This is a genomic window from Nocardia harenae NBRC 108248 (assembly GCF_001612885.1).
GTDB lineage: Bacteria > Actinomycetota > Actinomycetes > Mycobacteriales > Mycobacteriaceae > Nocardia > Nocardia harenae.
The window spans coordinates 81,589-99,067 of record NZ_BDBH01000007.1; the positions used below are offsets into that span (position 1 = coordinate 81,589).

The window sequence follows — 17,479 nt, forward strand, 5'->3', positions numbered from 1 at the left end:
CCGGACCCTTTGCGCGCAAACCGCTTCGGGGCCGAAATTTCGGCCACCCCCGCTACGCAGGCACGCGGCAAATCGGACACCGGCCGGGGTCCGCGCCGCGCTCGACCGGGCCCCCGGCATACTCCGGGGAAAATCCGGCCCGATTGGAGCAGGCATGAGCACCTCCGCCGCCGCACCCACCGAGAAGCTCGACCGCGGTGTGATCGTCACCGGGCTGGTGATCGTCTCCGGGATGATCATGGTGGTGCTCGACACCACGATCGTGAACGTGGCACTCGACTCGCTGAGCACCGAGCTCGGCGCCCCGCTCTCCACCACCCAGTGGGTGGTCACCGGCTACCTGCTCGCGGTCGCGCTGGTCATCCCGCTGGCCGGCTGGGCCATGGACCGCTTCGGCCCCAAGCCGACCTGGCTCACCGCGGTCTCGCTCTTCGTGCTCGGCTCCGCGCTCTGCGCCACCGCCTGGTCGGTCGAGAGCCTGGTCGTCTTTCGGGTGCTGCAGGGGCTCGGCGGCGGCATGCTGCTCCCCGCCGGGCAGGCCATCATCGCCAGGGCGGCCGGGCCGAACCGGCTCGGCCGGGCCATGAGCATCATCGGCGTCCCCATGCTGCTCGGCCCGGTCCTCGGCCCCGTGCTCGGCGGGCTGCTCGTGGAGTACACCGGCTGGCACTGGATCTTCCTGGTGAACGTGCCGGTCGGCGCGCTCGCCATCGCGCTCGCGGTGTGGAAGCTACCCGCCGAAGACCCGCTGGCCGACCCGGGCAAGCTCGACCTGCGCGGGCTGGTGCTGCTCTCCGGCAGCCTGGTCTGCCTGCTCTACGGCCTCTCCGAGGCGGCGTCGCAGGGCGGGTTCGGCGAGTGGGGCGTGCTCGGCTGGCTGCTCGCGGGCGCGATCGGCCTCGCGCTCTACACCTGGCACAGCCTGAACCGCGGCTCCGCCTCCATCGTCGACGTCCGGCTGCTCGGCAACCGGCTCTTCGCGGGCGCGACCATCGCGGTGTTCCTGGTGGCGATCGGGCTCTTCGGCGGCATGCTGCTGCTGCCGCTCTACTACCAGACCGTGCGCGGCGAGGGCGCGCTCGGCGCCGGGCTGCTGCTCGCTCCGCAAGGGCTGGGCGCCATCGTGGCCATGGTGGTCGGCGGCAGGCTGGTGGACCGGATCGGCGCGGGCTACGTGGTGCCGGTCGGCGTGCTGCTCGCGCTCATCGGCACCTTCCCGTTCACCCAGGTCGGCACCGGCACCTCCTACCTCTGGCTGAGCCTGGCGCTGTTCGTGCGCGGCATGGGGCTCGGCTCGGTCATGATGCCGACCATGGCCGCCGCCTACTCCGGCCTGGACCGCGACATGGTCTCCAGGGCCGCGCCGACGCTCTCCGCCATCCAGCAGGTCGGCGCCTCGCTCGGCAGCGCCCTGCTGGTGACCGCGCTGACCCAGCACCTCACCGACCAGCTGAACTCGAAGGGGCTCAGCGCGGCAGGCGGCGGCGCCGACCAGATCAGCACGCTGCCGCCGGAGGCGCTGCCCATCGTCGGCCCGCTGCTGGCGAATGCCTTCGGCTTCGCCTTCTGGGTCGCCTTCGGGCTGACCGCGGTGATCATCCTGCCCGCGCTCTTCCTGCCAAGGCACCGCACCAAGGCGCCGGACGAGTCCGCGGTGGCCGCGGGCATCTAGGCGCGCGCTCGGTTGATCGGAACCGGTGCGTAGCCTCCGCGTGCCCGGCTACCGTTGTCGGCGGCGAAATCGCCGCGGCCGCGGCGGTACCGGGACGTGCGGGGGGTCGATGGGGGAGCCGCAGCAGTGGATCGTGCCGGTGACGGCGGCTCTGGTCGCGGTCTCGGCGTCGGCGCTGGCCTGTCGGCACCCGTGTGCGGGGCGCGGGCGGATCGCGCACGGGGTGCTGTGCCTGGCCATGCTGGCCATGCTGCTCCCCGCCTACGACCCGCTGGGGCCGCTGCCATGGGCGCTCGCGCTCGGCGGGGTAGGGCTGTGGCTGGCCGACACCCCTGTTCCGCTCGCGCTCCGGCTCCCGGTGATCGCGGATGTGCTGGTCATGGCGGTGCTGCTGCTGGCAATGCCCGGCGTCGACGGCGCGGTGGCGACGCCGGGCGCGGCGCACCGGCACGGTGGCGGCGCGGGGCCGGGCTGGCTCTCGCTGCCCCTGCTGGCGCTGGGGGTGTGGGGCTGGGTGCGGGTGCGGGTGTGGTGGGCAGGGCGCGGCGTGCGCGAGCCCGCCCGGTCCGTCACCGGCACCGTCGCCCATCTCTCGATGACCGCCGCCATGCCGCTCATGGGGCTGGGCCACCTGCTGTGAATCAGCCGGCGAAGTCCGGGCACAGATTGGTCGTCGCGGCGCTGACGAAGAGCGTGCCCTGATCGAAGTGGTAGGTCTGCTCGACCGAGGAGATCTCGTCCAGCACCGAGGTGCCACCGCGCAGATGGCCGCAGGTGATGTATCCCGCCTCGACCATCTCGGGCGCGGTCCGGCCCGGCAGGGTGGCATTGGTCAGCCCGATCTGCTCGAGGAACGAGGCCTCGGCGCCGGGGTCGGCCAGCGCGGTGGCGCCTGCGCCGGCGAGCGCGGTGAAGGCGAGTGCGGTGGCGATGGCGAAGGTGCGGAGGTGGTTGCGGGCGGTTCCCATGGTGGCTTTCCTCGATCCGGGCGGTGTGGTCGCTGTGTGATAACCATGATTCCGCCGCCGGGACCTCCGCAGAACCCACCCCAGGGATGGAACCGCGCACCCCGCGGGTGCGGAGGTGAACTCCGCGCTCAACTCGCGGCCGCCAGCACCTTCCACACCTTCCTCGACCGCGTCCGCCCCTGCGGGACAGCGCAACCGAGCCGCCGCCGCGCCTCGTGGACACTGATCCGCAGCAGATCGGTCAGCAGCTCGGCGGTGTCCCGGTAGCCGGTGTCCGCGGCGAGCCCGCGCCGCTCGGCTTCGGCGACGGCCGCGCGCATGGCGGCATCGAGCTGCCGCCTGCGGCGCTCGGTCTCGACGAGGGTGCGCAGCAGGTCGGCATCGGCGAGTTCCGGCCAGCCGCGCACCGGGGGGCGGGGTGCGGTCGCTCGTGTGGTCACCCGAGCAGGCTACCGCACCATAGAACATATGTTCGAGTGATCCCGTCAGAGTGTTCGCTTCAGGCCCACGTGGTTGTTGTCGTACCCGAGCCGCGAGTAGAAGGTGTGCGCCCGCTCGCGCACCCGGTCGGTGGTGATCTGGGCCAGCGTGGCGCCGCGATGCCTGCCGTGGTCGTGCGCCCACTCCAGCATGGCGGTGCCGATGCCGCGGGAGCGCTCCGCCGGTGCCACCCGCACGCCCTCGATCTGCAACCGCGCGGTGCCGCCGCGGGAGAGCCCGGCGATGATGGTGAGCTGCATGGTGCCGACGATGCGGTCGCGCTCGTCCCGCACCACGGCCAGGTAGTGCGCGGGGTCGCCGGTGATGGCGTCGAACGCCTCCTCGTACCTGGCGATCTCGGCACTCTCCCGGTCGCGGGCGATCTCGTCGGAGAGCAGCGCGACCAGCACGGGCACATCTCCGCGGGTGGCCCGCAGCACTCGGTAGCTCCGGTCACCGACGCGCAGCAGGCTGCCGACCGCCGCGAGCGCGCGCAGCCGGGCGATCAGCGTGTCCAGCCAGCCGCCGACGTGCCGCCTGGCCTCCGGGGTGTCCGGGTACCGGCAGCGCAGGTGCAGCCCGGTTTCGTCGAGGACGAACCAGAGCATCACGCCGTCGGTGCGGATCGTCGCGCCGACGTACTGCGCCTCCAGCCCGGTCGCGTCCACCCGCACCGGCAATCGGCGCAGGTCGAGCCAGGAGATCGCGAACATGCCCGGCGCCTCCGGCATCCCGCCCCACGGCCGCAGGATGTCCGCGAGCGGCCAGGAGCCCATCCGGACGGCCTCCTGCACCGCCGCCGCGGCGGCGCCGGGATCCGGGTCGGCCGACTCCAGCAGGGAGTTGGTGATGAACCAGCCGACCGAGTCGTGCCAGGTGGCCTCGTACCGGCTGTGCACCGGGAACACCGCGCGCAGCGGGGCGCCCGCCAGCTCGCGCGTCACCTCGGTCATGGCCGCCACCACCAGCGCCAGGGTCGAGACCGCCGCGTCCCTGGCGCGGGCGGCGAGGGCGGCGCTGTCGTCGACGTCCAGGACATCGCGCACCTCGACGCGCTCCTCCCGCGGCGCCGCCGCGCCGAGCGGCAGCGGGAACCGCGGCATCACATCGCCGCTGCCCGCCAGCACCTCGGCCCAGCGGCGGTGCACCTCGGCGGGGGCAGGCGGGCGGGCGCGCAGCGCGCGGGTGTGCTCGGCGAAGGCGGGCGCGGGCGGCAGCGCGGGCGGGTCGCCGCGGCGCACCGCGGCCAGCGCGGTGAGCAGGTCGCGCGCGATCACCAGCATCGACCACATGTCGACGTGCGCGTGGTCGGCGGCGACCACCACCGTCGGCCCCGCCGCGGTTTCCAGCACGCACAGCCGGTGCGACGGCCTGCTGTACGGCGAGCAGGCCCGGTCGAGCACGGCGCGCAGCGCGTCGTTCACCGCCTCCCCCGGCGCGATCGCGTGCTCGACCCAGCCGCCGGGGCCGATCTCGACCTCGTGCAGCCCCGGCTCTCCGTCCGCGCCCGGCACGAAGACCGAGCGCAGCGTGCCGTGCCGCGCGATCACCGCCAGCCACGCCGTGGCGAGCCGGTCGAGCGGCACCGGTGCGGAGAGCCTGCAGGACAGCGCCATCCACGAGCCGGCGCGGTCGCCCGCGCCGACATGCCGCCGCTGGTCGAAGGAGATGGGGAGCGAGGCGCCCGGCGGGCCCGCGATAACGTCGAAGCCGAGCAGGCGGCCGAACGGCAGGCGCAGGTGCGCGACGTTGGTCAGCCGCATGACGGTATCCTAGGCTCCTTCCGAGCGACCACGTCTCCCCAGCATCCTGGAGCCACCGTGCCGACCTTCCGCGTCCCCGGCGCCGACCTCGACGTGGAGCTGAGCGACGAGGGCGGCCACCCCGTGGTCCAGCTGCACGGCCTCACCTCCAGCAGGCACCGCGACCGCCTCATGGACCTCGACCTCGGCCGCGGCCTCAGCGGCACCCGGCTGCTCCGCTACGACGCCCGCGGCCACGGCCGCTCCACCGGCCGCCCCGTCCCCGAGGACTACCGCTGGCCCGCCCTCGCCGACGACCTGCTGCGCCTGCTCGACCACTGGTTCCCCGGCGAGCGGGTACACGGCGTCGGTCCCTCCATGGGCACCGGCACCCTGCTGCACGCCGCCGTCCGCGACCCCGCCCGCTTCGCCGGTCTCACCCTGCTCGTCCCCGCGACCGCCTGGCAGACCCGCGCCGCCAAGGCCGAGATCTACCGCAAGAACGCGCGCCTCATCGAGGAGCAGGGGCTCGCCGCCTTCCTCGCCGCCGATCTCGCCGCGCCCCGCCCGCCCGCCACCGCCGGGACGCCGGAGACCGTGCCGGATGTCACCGAGCAGCTGCTGCCCTCCCTCTTCCGGGGCGCGGCGCTGAGTGATCTGCCCGAGCCGGAGGCGATTTCGGGTATCGAGGTGCCGGTCACAGTGCTGGCCTGGATCGATGATCCCGGGCATCCGGTATCGACCGCCGAAGCGTTGGTCGAGTTGCTGCCGGATGCGACGTTGGAGGTCGCGGAGAGCCCCGCGGATCTCGCCCGGTGGCCCGGGATTCTCTGCGCGGACGTCGCGCGGCACGGGTAGGGAGGTATCGCCCGCAGCCGGGGGCGTGCCTCCGGCGCCCGAAGTAGGGTGCCCCCGGGGGCCGTTGTTCCACTGAACGATGGACGTCGAAACCGGTCTCTCCGGATAAAGTCGAGGTATGAACGGCGCCTCGGCGAGCGGAATCGACGCTGTCCCGGCCTCCTCGTCGAGCAACTGGTATCGGCTCTGGACCGGGTTCGTCGTCGTCGGCTGTGTCGCGGCCTGCGTCGTGGTCGTGCTGCTGCACCGCCAGACCCCCGCCGAGCGGCTCGGCTCGTGCGCCGCGCTGACCGGCATCGTGGCCTGGACCCTGGCGCTCGGCTGCGAGCATGTCTCCGGGCCCGGCGTTCCCTTTTCCTCGCGCACGATGAACAGCCGGACGGCCGGGTTCACGCTCGGCCTGCTGATCCTGTTCGCCACCGCCGTCTACCTGTCCTGCCCCGCGGTTACCGTGTTGCCGGTCGTCTACGCGCTGATCTACTTGACGCTGCCGCTGCGCGCCGCGGTGCCGACCGGCTCGGCGGCCAGCGTGCTCGTCGCGGTCGCCGCCATCGCGAGCCAGGGGCCGGACGGCCCGGAAGTACCGCTCGCGCTGGCGATCTCGCTCGTCGGGTTCCTGGTCAGCCCGATGATCGGCGCGGCGGTCACGGTGGCGGTCGAACGGGGCGAACAGCAGGCCGTGCTGCTCGACCAGCTGGCGCAGAGCCGGGCCGAGACCGCTCGGCTCTCCCGCGTCGCCGGCCGTTCGGACGAGCGCGCCCGGTTGGCCAGGGAGATCCACGACACGCTGGCACAGGGATTTACCAGCATCGTGACGCTCGCGCAGGCGGTGGAGTCGGAGATCGACCAGAATCCGGCGGCGGCGCACCGGCACATCGGGCTCATCACCGAGACCGCGCGGGAGAACCTCGCCGAGGCGCGGTCGATGGTGGCCGAGCTGACGCCGTCCACGCTGCGCGCGGGTTCGCTGGTCGACTCCGTCCGGCGCCAGGCCGACCGGCTGGCCGACGGCACCGACATCGCGGTGACGGTCACCGCGTGCGATCCGTTCCCCGCCCTGACCACGGCGGGTGAGGTGGTGCTGCTGCGGGTGGCCCAGGAGGCCTTCGCCAATGTCCGCAAGCACGCGGGCGCCTCGACGGTGACGGTGCGTATGCTGCGCACCGGAACGGGGGTCCGGCTGTCGGTGACCGACGACGGGGCCGGCTTCGCTCCCGATCGCCGATCGACGGGGTTCGGGCTGCGCGGCATGCGGGAGCGCGCCGAGCAGGCGGGCGGCACCGTGTCGGTGTCGAGCTGGCCGGGGCGCGGAACGACAGTCGAGGTCGAGATCCCGGCATGATCACGGTGCTCCTGGTCGACGACCACCCCATGGTCCGCGAGGGGCTGCGCGGCATGCTCGAGGCCGAGCCCGACCTGACCGTCGTCGGCGAGGCGGGGTCCGGGGTCGAGGCCGTCGTCGTCGCCCCCACGGTGCGCCCGGATGTGGTGCTGATGGATCTGCGGATGCCGGGCGGCGATGGGGTCGCCGCGATCGAACAGCTCCGCGCCCTGCTCCCCGGCACCAAAATCGTCGTGGTCACCACCTACGACACCGAGGGCGACATCCTGCGCGCCGTCGAAGCCGGTGCGGTGGGATACCTGCTGAAGGACGCCTCCCGCGGCGAACTCGCGAACGCGATTCGCGGCGCGGCCCGGGGTGAGACAGTGCTCGCGCCCGCGGTCGCGGACCGCCTGGTGCACCGGCTGCGCCGCCCGGCCCAGCCCGCGCTCTCCGCCCGCGAGGTGCAGGTGCTCGCCCGGGTCGCGCGCGGCGAGACCAATGCCGATATCGGGCGGGAGCTGCATATCAGCGAGGCGACGGTGAAGACCCACCTGCTGCGCGTCTTCACCAAGCTCGACGTGTCCGACCGCACGGCGGCGGTGCTGACCGCCATGGAGCGCGGGCTGCTCGACCGCTGAGCGATGTCCACCGATGGGTGGACGCCGGATTCCACCTGCCGGCCGTCGCGGTGGCGGCCCGGCCGGGCGAAGAATCGCTGTATGACGCGAACCAGCGCAGTCGAGAAGCAACTCGGCCGGCGAGCGCACGCCGGATCCCCGCACGGTCCGATCGTCGTCGGCGGGGTGGACGGCTCATCCGGCCTCTCCGGTGCCGCCGTCGACGAGGCCGCTGTGCTCGCCGCGGCCACGGGCGCGCTGCTCGTGCTCGTCGGCGCCTACGAGCTTCCCTGCCGCGACGACAACGGCCGGGTGGCGGACATCCTGAAGGGCGACGCCTACCTCATCGAGGGCAGCACGCCCACCGAGGAGATCCTGCGGACCGCCGAGGAGCGGGCACGGGCGCTCGGCGCCCGCCGGGTGGTCCGGCACGTCACCTCCGGCTCGATCGTCGACGCACTGCTGGCTGCCGTCACCGAGACCGGCGCCGCCGTGCTCGTGCTGGCGGATCCCGACGCGGGAACCAGGAGGGGGCGCTGGCTCGGCACCATCTCCTCCGAGCTCGGCCGCCGGACCTCGATCGACCTGGTTGTCGTCGCACCGGAGGCCGAAGCGCCGGAGCACCGCCCGGCCGCGGCGGTCTCCGAGCGGCTGCGCGCCCTCCGCCGCGACTACGCCGATCGGATCCGCTCCGGTTCGTACTGCGCCCTGCCCCGGGCGTGATCCGCGCCCGCCGTCAGGCGTTACGCAGCTTCGGCACCATCCCGGCCCGGCGCCCGCGCAGGTACGCGCGCCAGGCGCCGGCTCCGGTCACCAGGTAGAACAGCGTCGTCGACGCGGGGATACGGAATCCGGCGCGGGTGTGCGGCGCGTACCGATTCTTGCCGCAGGCGGCGTCGAACCACCCGGTGTAGCGCCGCAGGTTCTGGCCGTGCGTGTACCGGGCGAACGAGTGCGCCAGCAGCCCGGCCCGGCGTCCGCCCGGGGGGACCAGCGCCGCGGGGATCTCCAGCTCGAGGCCGTCCGCGTCCGCCGCGGCCACCTCGACCGGGACGACGACCGGGTAGCCGTCGGCGCCGACCCAGCCGAGCAGCCGGTCGGGCCGCTTGGCCGCATGCGCCGCCGCGCGCCGCGCGCTCACCCTCGGGGCGACGCCCTTGGCCGGTGGCCGCTGGGCGGCAGGCGCAGCGGGCAGCGGCGTGCCGTAGACCACGGGCTCACCCGCGCACCGCAGATCCGGCCAGACCACGAGCCGTTCGACCTCGATGCTCAGCCCGACCCGCCAGTAGAACACGGCGAGCCACCGGTCCCAGAAGAAGCCGGACCGCAGCTTGCCGCCGGAGCGCTCGAACAGCTCCCGGTTCCGCGCCAGCCAGTCCCGCTCCTCGACCGGGGTGTGCGTGACCCGCCCCTGCACCAGCACGTACGCCTGGCTCTCGCTGCGCGCGTGCGCGCGGGTGTGGAAGGCGATCGCGACCTTCGGATTCGCCTGGAACCGCTGCAACCGCGGCCACATCGCGGCGGTGCTGTTGAATCCGCCGAGCCGGCCCGGCCCGGCGTCGTGCCCGCCGAAATTGGTCAGCGGCGTCAGCACGACGCCGCTGGCCGGGGTGGTGTGCGCGAAGGCTACCGCCTGATCACCGTCGAGCACCTCGGCCACCTCGGCGGGCCACCGCGTCTCGATCACCGCGCCACCTCACCGGTGAACGACTCCACGTAGCCGACGAACTTCTTGCGGAACGAGTCCGCGGCGATCGTGCGGCCCGCGCGCAATAGCAGCCCCGGCACCGGCAGCGCGGGCACCAGCTCGTACCGGATGGTCACCGTCGACCCCGTTCCGCTGGCAGTGACCCGGTAGTTCCCGCGGTGGACCCGCAGATGGTCGGTGACCTCGGTGTTCCAGTCGAGCTCGGTATCGGTCCACACGTACCGGTACCGCTGCCGGTCGGTGAAGCCGAGCACCGCCGCCTCCGCGTACACCACCTCGGGGCGCCCCTGCGCGTCGACCGACTCCACCCGCACCGAACGGTGCACCCCGGACCACTCCGGCATCCGCTCCACCGCCGCCAGCGCGGCGAACACGGTGGCGGGCGCCGCCCCGACCTCGCAGGTCGTCTCGAAATTCATTCCGGCCATGGTAGACTCGGCTCCTCACCCCTGTGCGGGCACCGCGGGCGCCCGCACCTCGTCGTCGGACTCGTGGATCATCCGCCGCTCCAGCCACCCGGCGATCGGAGCGGGCGCCCACCAGTTGGCATTGCCCATCAGCTTCATGAACGCGGGCACCAGCAGCATCCGCACCAGGAAGGCGTCGATCAGCACCGACAGCGCCATGCAGGCGCCGAGCAACCGCAGCATCGAGATCTGCGACGCGCAGAGCGCGGCGAAGACGATGGCCATCAGCACGGCGGCGGCGGTGACGATGCGGCCGGTCTTGGCCAGCCCCAGCGCCACCGCGCGTTCGTTGTCCTCGGCGGTCCGCCCCGATTTCAGCCACTCCTCGCGAATGCGCGAGATCACGAAGATCTCGTAGTCCATGGAGAGGCCGTAGGCGAGGCAGAAGATGAGCGGCAGGAACGCCGCGTTCAGGTATCCGGTGGTGGTGACGCCGAGGCCGCCCAGGTGCCCGTCCTGGAATACCCAGACCACCGCGCCGAAGGCCGCGGTCAGCGAGAGCACGTTCATCAGCAGTGCCTTCACCGGCAGGATCACGCTGCCGGTGAGCAGGAACATCAGCACGAAGGTGGCGAGCGCGATGAGCGCGAGCACCAGGGGAAGGGTGTCGACGACCCCGGCCGCGAAGTCGATACTGCGCTGGGCCAATCCGTCGAAGAGCGCCGTGGCCGGCGCGGGCACCGCGCGCAGCGCGGCCACCAGCTCCTCGCCTGCGGGCGAGTACGGGTCGATCGTCGAACCGACGGTCAGGAAAGCGGTCTCGCCCTGCCGCTCCGCCCCGCCGACCGGGGTGCCGAGCGCGGTCAGACCACCGACGTAGGTCCCGGACGGCCCCGAGACACTGGTCACGCCCGGTACCTTGGACAGGGCGAGCGCGTACTCGTCGAGCTGCCTGTCCGGCGCGGACAGCTCCGTGAGCACGATCCGCACGGAGCCGGTGAAGTTCTGCCGGTAGTCTTCGCGCAGCGAATCGCCGACCTGCCGCGACTCGATGGACCGCGGCAGCACCCGGTCGTCGGGGTAGGCGAGCTGCACCCCGAGGAAAGGAAGCAGCAGCACCCCGCAGAACACCGTGACCGCCAGCGCGACCGGAACGGCCCGCCGCATGGCGAACACGGCCACCTTGTAGAAGATCGAATCCTCCGGCGCCGTCGAGGGCTCGGCGGGCAGCCCGAGCCTGCGACGCACCGGCTTGCGGATGTCGCCGCGATCGATGTTCGGCCCGGCCAGCACCAGCAGCGCGGGCGCGAGCACCAGGGTGCCGAGCAGCGAGACCGCCGCGCCCGCCATGCCCGCGTAAGCCAGCGATTGCAGCAGGTACATGGGGAACACCGCCATCACGGCGGCGACGACCACCACGGTCAGCGCCGAATAGGTGACGGCGCGGCCGGTGGTGGTCATCGTCCGCACGATGGCGGTGCGGGTATCCGCGCCCGCCGCCAGGTGCTCGCGATAGCGATTGACGATCAGCAGGGTGTAGTCGATGGCCAGCGCCAGGCAGAGCGCCGTCGCGAGGTTGAGCGCGAATGCCGACACATCGGTGCCGAGCGAGAGCAGCCGCAGCACCGCGGTGGTCCCCGCGATGGCGACGACGGCGACCACCAGCGGCAGCAGTGCCGCCACCACGCTGCCGAAGATCCACATCAGCGCGACGAAGGTGATCGGGATGGCGATCGCCTCCACCTTGACCAGATCCAGCCGCGACTGCTCCGCCGTGTCGTCGAGCACGATCGCGGGCCCACCGGCCCGGACGGTGACTCCGTCGTTCTCGCCGACGACCCGGTCGGCGATGTCGCGCGCCCGCTTCGGCGCCTCGCTGTCGCTGCCCGCGATCTCGGCGGCCACCAGGCCCGTGCTGCGATCCGCGGTCACCAGCCCGGTGGCGATCACCGGCGGCACCGACCAGGACGAGAGCACCTCGCCCGCGTACTCCGACGCGGCGACGGTCGCCGAGACCGCCTCGGCCCGCCTCTTGACCGCCGGGTCGTCGACCCCGGCCGGGCCGGAGATCTCCAGCACCAACAGCAGCCCGCTGCGGCCGAACTGCTCGGCCAGGATCTGCTGCGCCCTGGTCGATTCCGCGCTCGGATCCTCGTATCCGCCCGCGGGCAGGTTCAGCGCCGCGGGCGCGCCGACCACCCCGGCGATCACCAGGAACAGCAACGCCGTGATCGCGACCACTCTCGGTGCGCGCAGGGCTACCTCGGCGAGTCGCTGGTAGATGTTCACGCTCTCCTCATTTCACGCGGCGCCGGGATCCGGGCGCTTCCTCGGCTGTCCGGCCCGCCGCACTCCCGCAGCGTGCGCTGGAACAGTTCGCTGAACTCGGCGGCGCCTGCCGCGTCGAACCGGGCGCGCTGATAGCACAGGCACGCGAACATCTCCGCCCCGAGCGTCACCACGCCGAGGGAGATTCCGGTCGGCAGCCGCAGCGGCGAGGAGAACCACAGCCCGGCCACCGTTCCCGCGGCTCCGCCGGGAGCGGGCAGCGCGGGCAGCACGCCCAGATTGGTGAGAATCGCGGTGTCGAGCACCCGCGCGGCGGCCAGCGGCGCGGTGCGGAACAGCCGCCGCTTGAGCCCGATCGGCAGCAGGCTCAGCCCGGCGAGCAGGGTCACCATCAGGCCGTTGGTGCGATGCCGCTTGATCTGCCCGGTGCGCGCGGCGGCGACGGCGATCGCGCGGGCCGGCTCCACGGTGTCGGCCGCCGGGATCGACACCGAGGTGCCGATGGAAAAGTTGCCGACCACGTCGTAGCGCCGCCCCTCGGGCCTGCCGTTCACCGGCATGGTCAACGAGACCCGGCCCGGCGCCGCACCGCGCCCGTCGTTCCACCGGCGCACGGTGACGGCCAGCGCGCCGAGCAGGATGTCGTTGACGGTGACGCCGGCCGCCCTACCGAACCGGAGATCGTCCGCCAGCCGGAAGAGCCGGAATCCGTAGCCGGAGCCGCCCGCAGGCGCCGCGGGGGCGATCGGCACCGGGGCGGTCAGCCCGGCCCGCCCGATCCTGGCCAGTTCGCCCGCCCTGCGCAGCGATTCGGTGAGCGATCGGGCGGCGAGCAGGGCGCGCACGTCCCGGCTCTCCGGCGAATCGGCCGACGCCGCCCCCGCCGTTCCGGCGTACGCCTCCAGCACCGAGCGGAGCAACCGCACCCCGGACGCCGCGTCCCCCGCGGCGTGATGGAGGTTGAGGAGCAGCCGGTCGCCGCCGGGCACGTGGGCGAGCACCAGCTCGAACGGGCCGAAGGAGCCGAGGTCGGGGGAGCGCCGGAACAGCTCCGCCCGAACCCGGTCCAAGTCGGCGGATTCCCTGCAGGTCACCGCAATCAGCGGCGGCTCGGGCAGCTCCGCCGCGATCTGCCAGCGGTACCGCACGGCCCAGTCGCGCCGCGGCGCGAGCCTGACCCTCGCCATGGGGTGGCGGCGCAGCGCCGCCCGCAGCGCCGCGGCGAGGCGCTCGCCGTCGAGGCTGCCGGTGACCGCGAGCTCGAGCTGGATGCCCCATGGCTCGGCGGGGGTGTCCATGTGCAGGAAGAACTCGTCGAGGGGATTGGCCACTGCGGTGGCGCTCACGTCAATCACCTCGATTCCCTTCGGACACAACCACATCGGATTTCTCGCCGAGAACGAGGGCGATGGGTCGTTCCAGCTCGCGCGCGAGACCGCGCAGTGTTTCCCGCATCCCCTTCAGCAGCCGTTCGTCGAAGGCGGGCTGTCCGCCGAAGACGTGCGTACCGAGCATTGCGGATAGCCACGACTGCCCCTCGCCTGTGTCGCGTCGCAGAGTGATCCGAGTCCCCGATCCGGTCGGAGCGAGCGTATACGACCAACGCATTCTGTTCTCGTTGACGCGCCATGCGATTCGCCTGCCCGGCACGAACTCCACGATCCGCGATGTGGTCGGCCACCAGCGCGCCCCGTCGCGGTTCAGGTGGATCGCGTGCGCGCCGGGCCGTGCGCCGCCGAGCACGAGGACGAACCGGCAGCTCGGGCTCCACCGCGGCGTGCGACCGAGCCGGGAGACGGTGCGCCACACGGTCGACAGCGGTGCGGCCACTTCGGTGGCGGCCTCCAGGTCGGTGATCACGCGGTGCAGGCGGCGGTGGCCGCACCGAGCACTTCGCGCGCCGCCCGCTCGCCGGAGCGCAGCGCGCCCTCCATCCCGCCGTAGTTCTCGAAGCAGGTCTCCGAGCCCGCCCAGTGGATATTGCCGTGCGGTACCGCCAGCGTGCGCAGCGGGCCGGTGAGCGCTCCGGGGGTGGCAAGGCCGAAGTAGCAGCCGCGGGTCCACGGGTCGTCGTTCCAGTCGTGCTCGTGGTAGGCGACCGGCTCCCCGGCCTCGGCCCCGAACAGCCGGATGAGGGCGTCCAGCACCGACTTCCGGCGGGCCTCCGGGTCCAGCGCGGACATCTCGCGGCCGCGCGCGCCGGGAACGAAGGCGATGAGCACGCCGGGCGAGCCCTCCGGCGGCGAGTTGTCGAAGGTGGCGGTCACCGGCCCGTCCAGGGTCATGGTGCGCCCGGAGAGGCCGCGCTCGCGCCAGAACGGGCGATCGTAGACGGCCGCGGTCTTGATGACCGATGCCATAGGCAGGCTGCGCAGGGCCAGGGTGCGCTCCGGGGGCAGCGCCGGCTCGAAGGCGAGGTCGCCCGCGAGTGCGGGCGGTACCGCGACGATCGCTCGCGGTGCGGTGAAAACGGTGTCGCCGGAGGTGATCTCCACCCGCTCACCGGTATCCCGCAGCGCGCTGACCGGCGTGCTGAGCCGGACCAGGTCGCCCAGTTCGGCGGCCATGCCATCGGCGATCCTGGCCGAGCCGCCGACCACCCGGTCGGCCAGGATACCGCCGTCGATCTCGCCGACCGCGGCGAAGCTGCCCGCGATCCGGATGTAGGCCAGCGCCTGCAGGACCGTCACCCCGGCCGGTGGCGCGCCGAACATGGTGGACACCGCCGCGTCGAGCATGGCGCGGGCCTCCGCCGAGTGCGCGAGGCGATCGATCACCCGGTCCATGGTCTCGGCGTCCCAGCGCTTCGCCAGCGGCGCCCGCCACGGCCGCGCGGCGGAGACGGTGCGGGACAGCGCGGTCAGCACCCCGGCGACCAGGCCGAGTTCGAGCAGCGCGTGCGGGCGCAGCGGCGGGATCGAACCGCGCTGCCTGCGCAGCGCGGTGCCGACCGCGAGCAGGTGGGTGCCGGTGTCGTAGCTGCGGAACAGGTCGGCCCCGTACTCCGCGACCAGCCGGATGGCCAGGCTGTCGCCCGCCGCCAGCCACTGGCCGCCCATCTCCACGATCCGGCCGTCGCCGATATCGGCGTTGACCACGCGGCCACCGACCCGGTCGCGCGCCTCCAGCACCAGCGGGGTCAGCCCCGCCCTGCGCAGCGCGCGGCCGGCGTAGAGGCCGGCCAGGCCGGCTCCGACGATCAGGACATCGGCGTCGGTGCGCCGGGTTGTCTCGCGAACCATTCCATTCCCTACTTCGCTGTCGATGTGACCAGTGCCGCGCGCAGCCGCGGCAGGATGAAGGCGCGCAGCACTGGGAACAGCACCGCGCGCGGGGCGTAGCGCCCGCCGTAGGCCTGCGCCTTCGACACCAGGCCGGGAATCACCATCCGCCGATCGCGGTCCAGCGCGCGCAGCGCCGCTGCCGCCACCCGGTCCGGCGGCAGCCAGGAGAGCCGCCAGGCGCCCTCGATGGCCTCGACCCCGCCGACCCGGCTGAACTCGGTACGCACCGGCCCGGGCGCGAGCAGCGTGCACCGCACCCCGGTGCCGCGCAGCTCCTCGTGCAGCGCCTGGGTGAAGCTGTTGACGAACGCCTTGCTCGCGGCGTAGACCGCCGCCGTCGGCACCGGCTGCTCACCGGCGTTGGACCCGGTGATCAGCAGCGCGCCGCGCCCGCGGGCGAGCATGCCGGGTAGCACCGCCTGGGTCAGCTCGTGCACGGCGACCACGTCGACCTCGACCTGTGCGATCTGCTCGGCCGTGCCCGCCGCGGCGACCGGGCCGCACACCGGGAATCCGGCGTTGTTGCACAGCACCTCGACCTCGCGGGCGGCCAGCTCCGCGCACAGCCCGGCCCGCTGCTGGCGATCGGCCAGGTCGCAGGGGGCTATCTCGACCGCGACGCCGTGTCGCTCGCGCAGCTCCGCCGCCAGCTTCTCCAGCCGCTGCACCCGCCGGGCGACGAGCACGATCGAGTGCCCGCGCGCGGCGAGCTGCCTGGCCAGCTCGGCCCCGATCCCGGACGAGGCGCCGGTCACGACGGCGACGCCGGGGTCGCGGCGGGCGCTCATGCCGGGATGGCGGCGAGCTCGGCCGCGATCGCCGCGCCCGCGGCGACGCCGGAGCGGGCGCACGCCTCCAGGTTCACGCCGAGCAGGTAGTCGCCGCAGAGCCCGAGGCCGGGCAGCGCGGTCCGGTGCCGGTGCAGGTCGGTGAGCAGTTCGGCGTACTGCGGCCCGTAGGCGCAGTACGCGGCGGGCCAGTGGTGCGTGATCGCGGTGACCCGGGTGCCGGGGACGATGTCCAGGTAGCCTGCGACCTCCCGCTCGGCCGCGTCGATCCAGCCGGTCAGCGTGTCCTGGTCGGGCGCGCGGCGGGCCTGCCTGCCGCTGAAGGTGTACCGCACGATGTGCCGATCGTCGGCGCCGTAGGCGCCGACGTTGGTGCACGGGCCGCCGTCGAGCACGAGGGCCCGCACCTCGGCCGGGAAGAACGGCCGGTCGTACTCGACCAGGGCGACGGTGGACGGGAAGTAGCGCACCCGCCGGAGCAGCTCGGCCAGCCCCGGATCGGCCGAGGCGACGATATCGGCCGCGGCGTAGGCCGGGGTGGCGAGCACGACGCCGTCGTAGGGCTCCTCCCGCAGCGCGCCGCCGCGCTCCACCCTGAGCCCGGTTACCCGCCCGCCGGTGACGATCAGCGCGCGCACGGTGGCTTCGGTGCCGACCGGGAACCGGCGGGCGAACTCGTCGAGCACCGGCTGCACGCCGTCGGTGAGCTGCTCGTAGGTGTCGAGCATCAGCGACAGGTTGGTGCCGAAGGTGCCGACGTACACCTCGTCGGGCTCGGCCCCGTTCATCCTGATGGTCATCGGGCGCAACAGGTTCCGGGTCAGCTTGGGCCCGAAGTGGCCACTCAGCGGCTTGCCGTCGCCGTCGCGGCCCTTCCTGCCGAAGAACGGCGAGTCGAGGAAGGCATTGGCTCGGTCGGCCTGGATGCGCACCGCGTACGCGGCCAGCTTCGCCAGGTCCGCGGGTGCGCCGATCTCGAAGGTGTGCCGCAGGCTGGCGAGCAGCTTGTTGCTGTCGAGCACCCGCACTTTGCCGTCGACGACGCGCGAGGTGTTGATGCCGAACGGTTCCCAGGCGTACTGGCCCAGTGCGCCGATGACACCGCGGAACGCGCTGTACTTGGTGCCGATGTTCTTGCCGCCGGTCATCACCGGGCGGTCACCGAGCCGATCGATGCCGAAGCGGCCGCCGAGCCGGTCGGCGCGCTCGATGATCTCGACCGAGCAGCCGCGCCGCTCGAGCTCGAGTGCAGCCGACATACCGGAAATGCCGCTGCCGACCACCGCGATGCGCGGGGCGTGGCTGCCTGTGCTTGCCATGTTCGGGTCCTCCGTAAGCGGTG

General features: G+C 73.2%; 17 protein-coding genes. 6 read left to right on the forward strand and 11 right to left on the reverse strand.

Annotation, left to right across the window (positions count from 1 at the left end; all coding sequences use genetic code 11):
• The first annotated feature begins 154 nt into the window (after positions 1-154).
• A complete protein-coding gene (locus NH2_RS16040) occupies positions 155-1,672 on the forward strand; it encodes a DHA2 family efflux MFS transporter permease subunit (protein WP_067654340.1) in 1,518 nt (505 codons plus the stop codon).
• A gap of 109 nt (positions 1,673-1,781) precedes the next feature.
• The gene (locus NH2_RS16045) at positions 1,782-2,312 is read left to right on the forward strand and encodes a DUF5134 domain-containing protein (RefSeq protein ID WP_067654342.1); all 531 of its coding nucleotides are present in this window, start codon (positions 1,782-1,784) and stop codon (positions 2,310-2,312) included.
• A gap of 1 nt (position 2,313) precedes the next feature.
• Here NH2_RS16045 and NH2_RS16050 read toward each other — a convergent pair whose 3' ends face one another.
• From NH2_RS16050 to NH2_RS16060, 3 genes are all read right to left on the reverse strand, one after another.
• On the reverse strand, positions 2,314-2,640 hold the full coding sequence (locus NH2_RS16050) for a DUF732 domain-containing protein (RefSeq protein WP_067654344.1): 327 nt from the start codon (positions 2,638-2,640) through the stop codon (positions 2,314-2,316).
• 128 nt (positions 2,641-2,768) lie between these two features.
• The gene (locus NH2_RS16055; protein WP_067654346.1) at positions 2,769-3,080 is read right to left on the reverse strand and encodes a DUF222 domain-containing protein; all 312 of its coding nucleotides are present in this window, start codon (positions 3,078-3,080) and stop codon (positions 2,769-2,771) included.
• Positions 3,081-3,125: 45 nt separating this feature from the next.
• Positions 3,126-4,883 (reverse strand): GNAT family N-acetyltransferase, encoded by a 1,758-nt coding sequence (locus NH2_RS16060; protein WP_067654348.1) that lies wholly within the window; start codon positions 4,881-4,883, stop codon positions 3,126-3,128.
• Between the two features lie 57 nt (positions 4,884-4,940).
• Between NH2_RS16060 and NH2_RS16065 the strand changes: the two genes are divergently transcribed.
• The 4 genes from NH2_RS16065 (at position 4,941) to NH2_RS16080 (ending at position 8,384) form a co-directional block, all read left to right on the forward strand.
• On the forward strand, positions 4,941-5,720 hold the full coding sequence (locus NH2_RS16065) for an alpha/beta fold hydrolase (RefSeq protein WP_067654350.1): 780 nt from the start codon (positions 4,941-4,943) through the stop codon (positions 5,718-5,720).
• A gap of 118 nt (positions 5,721-5,838) precedes the next feature.
• Complete coding sequence (locus tag NH2_RS29525; protein WP_067654352.1) at positions 5,839-7,062, forward strand: sensor histidine kinase; 1,224 nt, start codon at positions 5,839-5,841, stop codon at positions 7,060-7,062.
• A complete protein-coding gene (locus tag NH2_RS16075) occupies positions 7,059-7,682 on the forward strand; it encodes a response regulator (protein ID WP_067654354.1) in 624 nt (207 codons plus the stop codon). Before NH2_RS29525 ends, NH2_RS16075 begins: the two co-directional genes overlap by 4 nt.
• 81 nt (positions 7,683-7,763) lie before the next feature.
• Entirely contained in the window at positions 7,764-8,384 is a 621-nt protein-coding gene (locus NH2_RS16080; protein WP_067654356.1) for a universal stress protein, read from the forward strand.
• Between the two features lie 13 nt (positions 8,385-8,397).
• On the opposite strand, the gene NH2_RS16085 is transcribed toward NH2_RS16080, so the two are convergent.
• Genes NH2_RS16085 through NH2_RS16120 form a run of 8 tightly spaced genes read right to left on the reverse strand, consistent with a single transcriptional unit; the run spans position 8,398 to position 17,456 of the window.
• Positions 8,398-9,348: a hypothetical protein gene (locus tag NH2_RS16085; RefSeq protein WP_067654358.1), complete on the reverse strand. Its 951-nt coding sequence runs from the start codon at positions 9,346-9,348 to the stop codon at positions 8,398-8,400.
• On the reverse strand, positions 9,345-9,788 hold the full coding sequence (locus NH2_RS16090) for an SRPBCC family protein (RefSeq protein WP_157103807.1): 444 nt from the start codon (positions 9,786-9,788) through the stop codon (positions 9,345-9,347). Before NH2_RS16090 ends, NH2_RS16085 begins: the two co-directional genes overlap by 4 nt.
• Before the next feature lie 24 nt (positions 9,789-9,812).
• Complete coding sequence (locus NH2_RS16095; protein WP_157103808.1) at positions 9,813-12,065, reverse strand: MMPL family transporter; 2,253 nt, start codon at positions 12,063-12,065, stop codon at positions 9,813-9,815.
• Positions 12,062-13,411 carry a hypothetical protein gene (locus tag NH2_RS16100; RefSeq protein ID WP_067654362.1) on the reverse strand — a complete coding sequence of 450 codons (1,350 nt, stop codon included), beginning with the start codon at positions 13,409-13,411 and terminating at the stop codon, positions 12,062-12,064. Before NH2_RS16100 ends, NH2_RS16095 begins: the two co-directional genes overlap by 4 nt.
• Before the next feature lies 1 nt (position 13,412).
• Positions 13,413-13,925, reverse strand: a complete 513-nt coding sequence (locus tag NH2_RS16105; protein WP_067654364.1) for an SRPBCC family protein — start codon at positions 13,923-13,925, stop codon at positions 13,413-13,415.
• Positions 13,922-15,307, reverse strand: coding sequence for a flavin monoamine oxidase family protein (locus NH2_RS16110; RefSeq protein WP_067654366.1), 1,386 nt, complete (start codon positions 15,305-15,307; stop codon positions 13,922-13,924). Before NH2_RS16110 ends, NH2_RS16105 begins: the two co-directional genes overlap by 4 nt.
• An 8-nt stretch (positions 15,308-15,315) precedes the next feature.
• On the reverse strand, positions 15,316-16,137 hold the full coding sequence (locus NH2_RS16115; RefSeq protein ID WP_067654368.1) for an SDR family NAD(P)-dependent oxidoreductase: 822 nt from the start codon (positions 16,135-16,137) through the stop codon (positions 15,316-15,318).
• Positions 16,134-17,456 carry a protoporphyrinogen/coproporphyrinogen oxidase gene (locus tag NH2_RS16120; RefSeq protein ID WP_067654370.1) on the reverse strand — a complete coding sequence of 441 codons (1,323 nt, stop codon included), beginning with the start codon at positions 17,454-17,456 and terminating at the stop codon, positions 16,134-16,136. The genes NH2_RS16115 and NH2_RS16120 overlap by 4 nt, the downstream gene beginning before the upstream one ends.
• Between the last annotated feature and the right edge of the window lie 23 nt (positions 17,457-17,479).

Bases quoted from the DNA above. Each gene is read 5' to 3' on its own strand.
- NH2_RS16040 (WP_067654340.1), top strand. From the start codon at position 155: ATGAGCACCTCCGCCGCCGCACCCACCGAGAAGCTCGACCGCGGTGTG.
- NH2_RS16045 (WP_067654342.1), top strand. From the start codon at position 1,782: ATGGGGGAGCCGCAGCAGTGGATCGTGCCGGTGACGGCGGCTCTGGTC.
- NH2_RS16050 (WP_067654344.1), bottom strand. From the start codon at position 2,640: ATGGGAACCGCCCGCAACCACCTCCGCACCTTCGCCATCGCCACCGCA.
- NH2_RS16060 (WP_067654348.1), bottom strand. From the start codon at position 4,883: ATGCGGCTGACCAACGTCGCGCACCTGCGCCTGCCGTTCGGCCGCCTG.
- NH2_RS29525 (WP_067654352.1), top strand. From the start codon at position 5,839: ATGAACGGCGCCTCGGCGAGCGGAATCGACGCTGTCCCGGCCTCCTCG.
- NH2_RS16075 (WP_067654354.1), top strand. From the start codon at position 7,059: ATGATCACGGTGCTCCTGGTCGACGACCACCCCATGGTCCGCGAGGGG.
- NH2_RS16080 (WP_067654356.1), top strand. From the start codon at position 7,764: ATGACGCGAACCAGCGCAGTCGAGAAGCAACTCGGCCGGCGAGCGCAC.
- NH2_RS16090 (WP_157103807.1), bottom strand. From the start codon at position 9,788: ATGAATTTCGAGACGACCTGCGAGGTCGGGGCGGCGCCCGCCACCGTG.
- NH2_RS16110 (WP_067654366.1), bottom strand. From the start codon at position 15,307: ATGGTTCGCGAGACAACCCGGCGCACCGACGCCGATGTCCTGATCGTC.
- NH2_RS16115 (WP_067654368.1), bottom strand. From the start codon at position 16,137: ATGAGCGCCCGCCGCGACCCCGGCGTCGCCGTCGTGACCGGCGCCTCG.
- NH2_RS16120 (WP_067654370.1), bottom strand. From the start codon at position 17,456: ATGGCAAGCACAGGCAGCCACGCCCCGCGCATCGCGGTGGTCGGCAGC.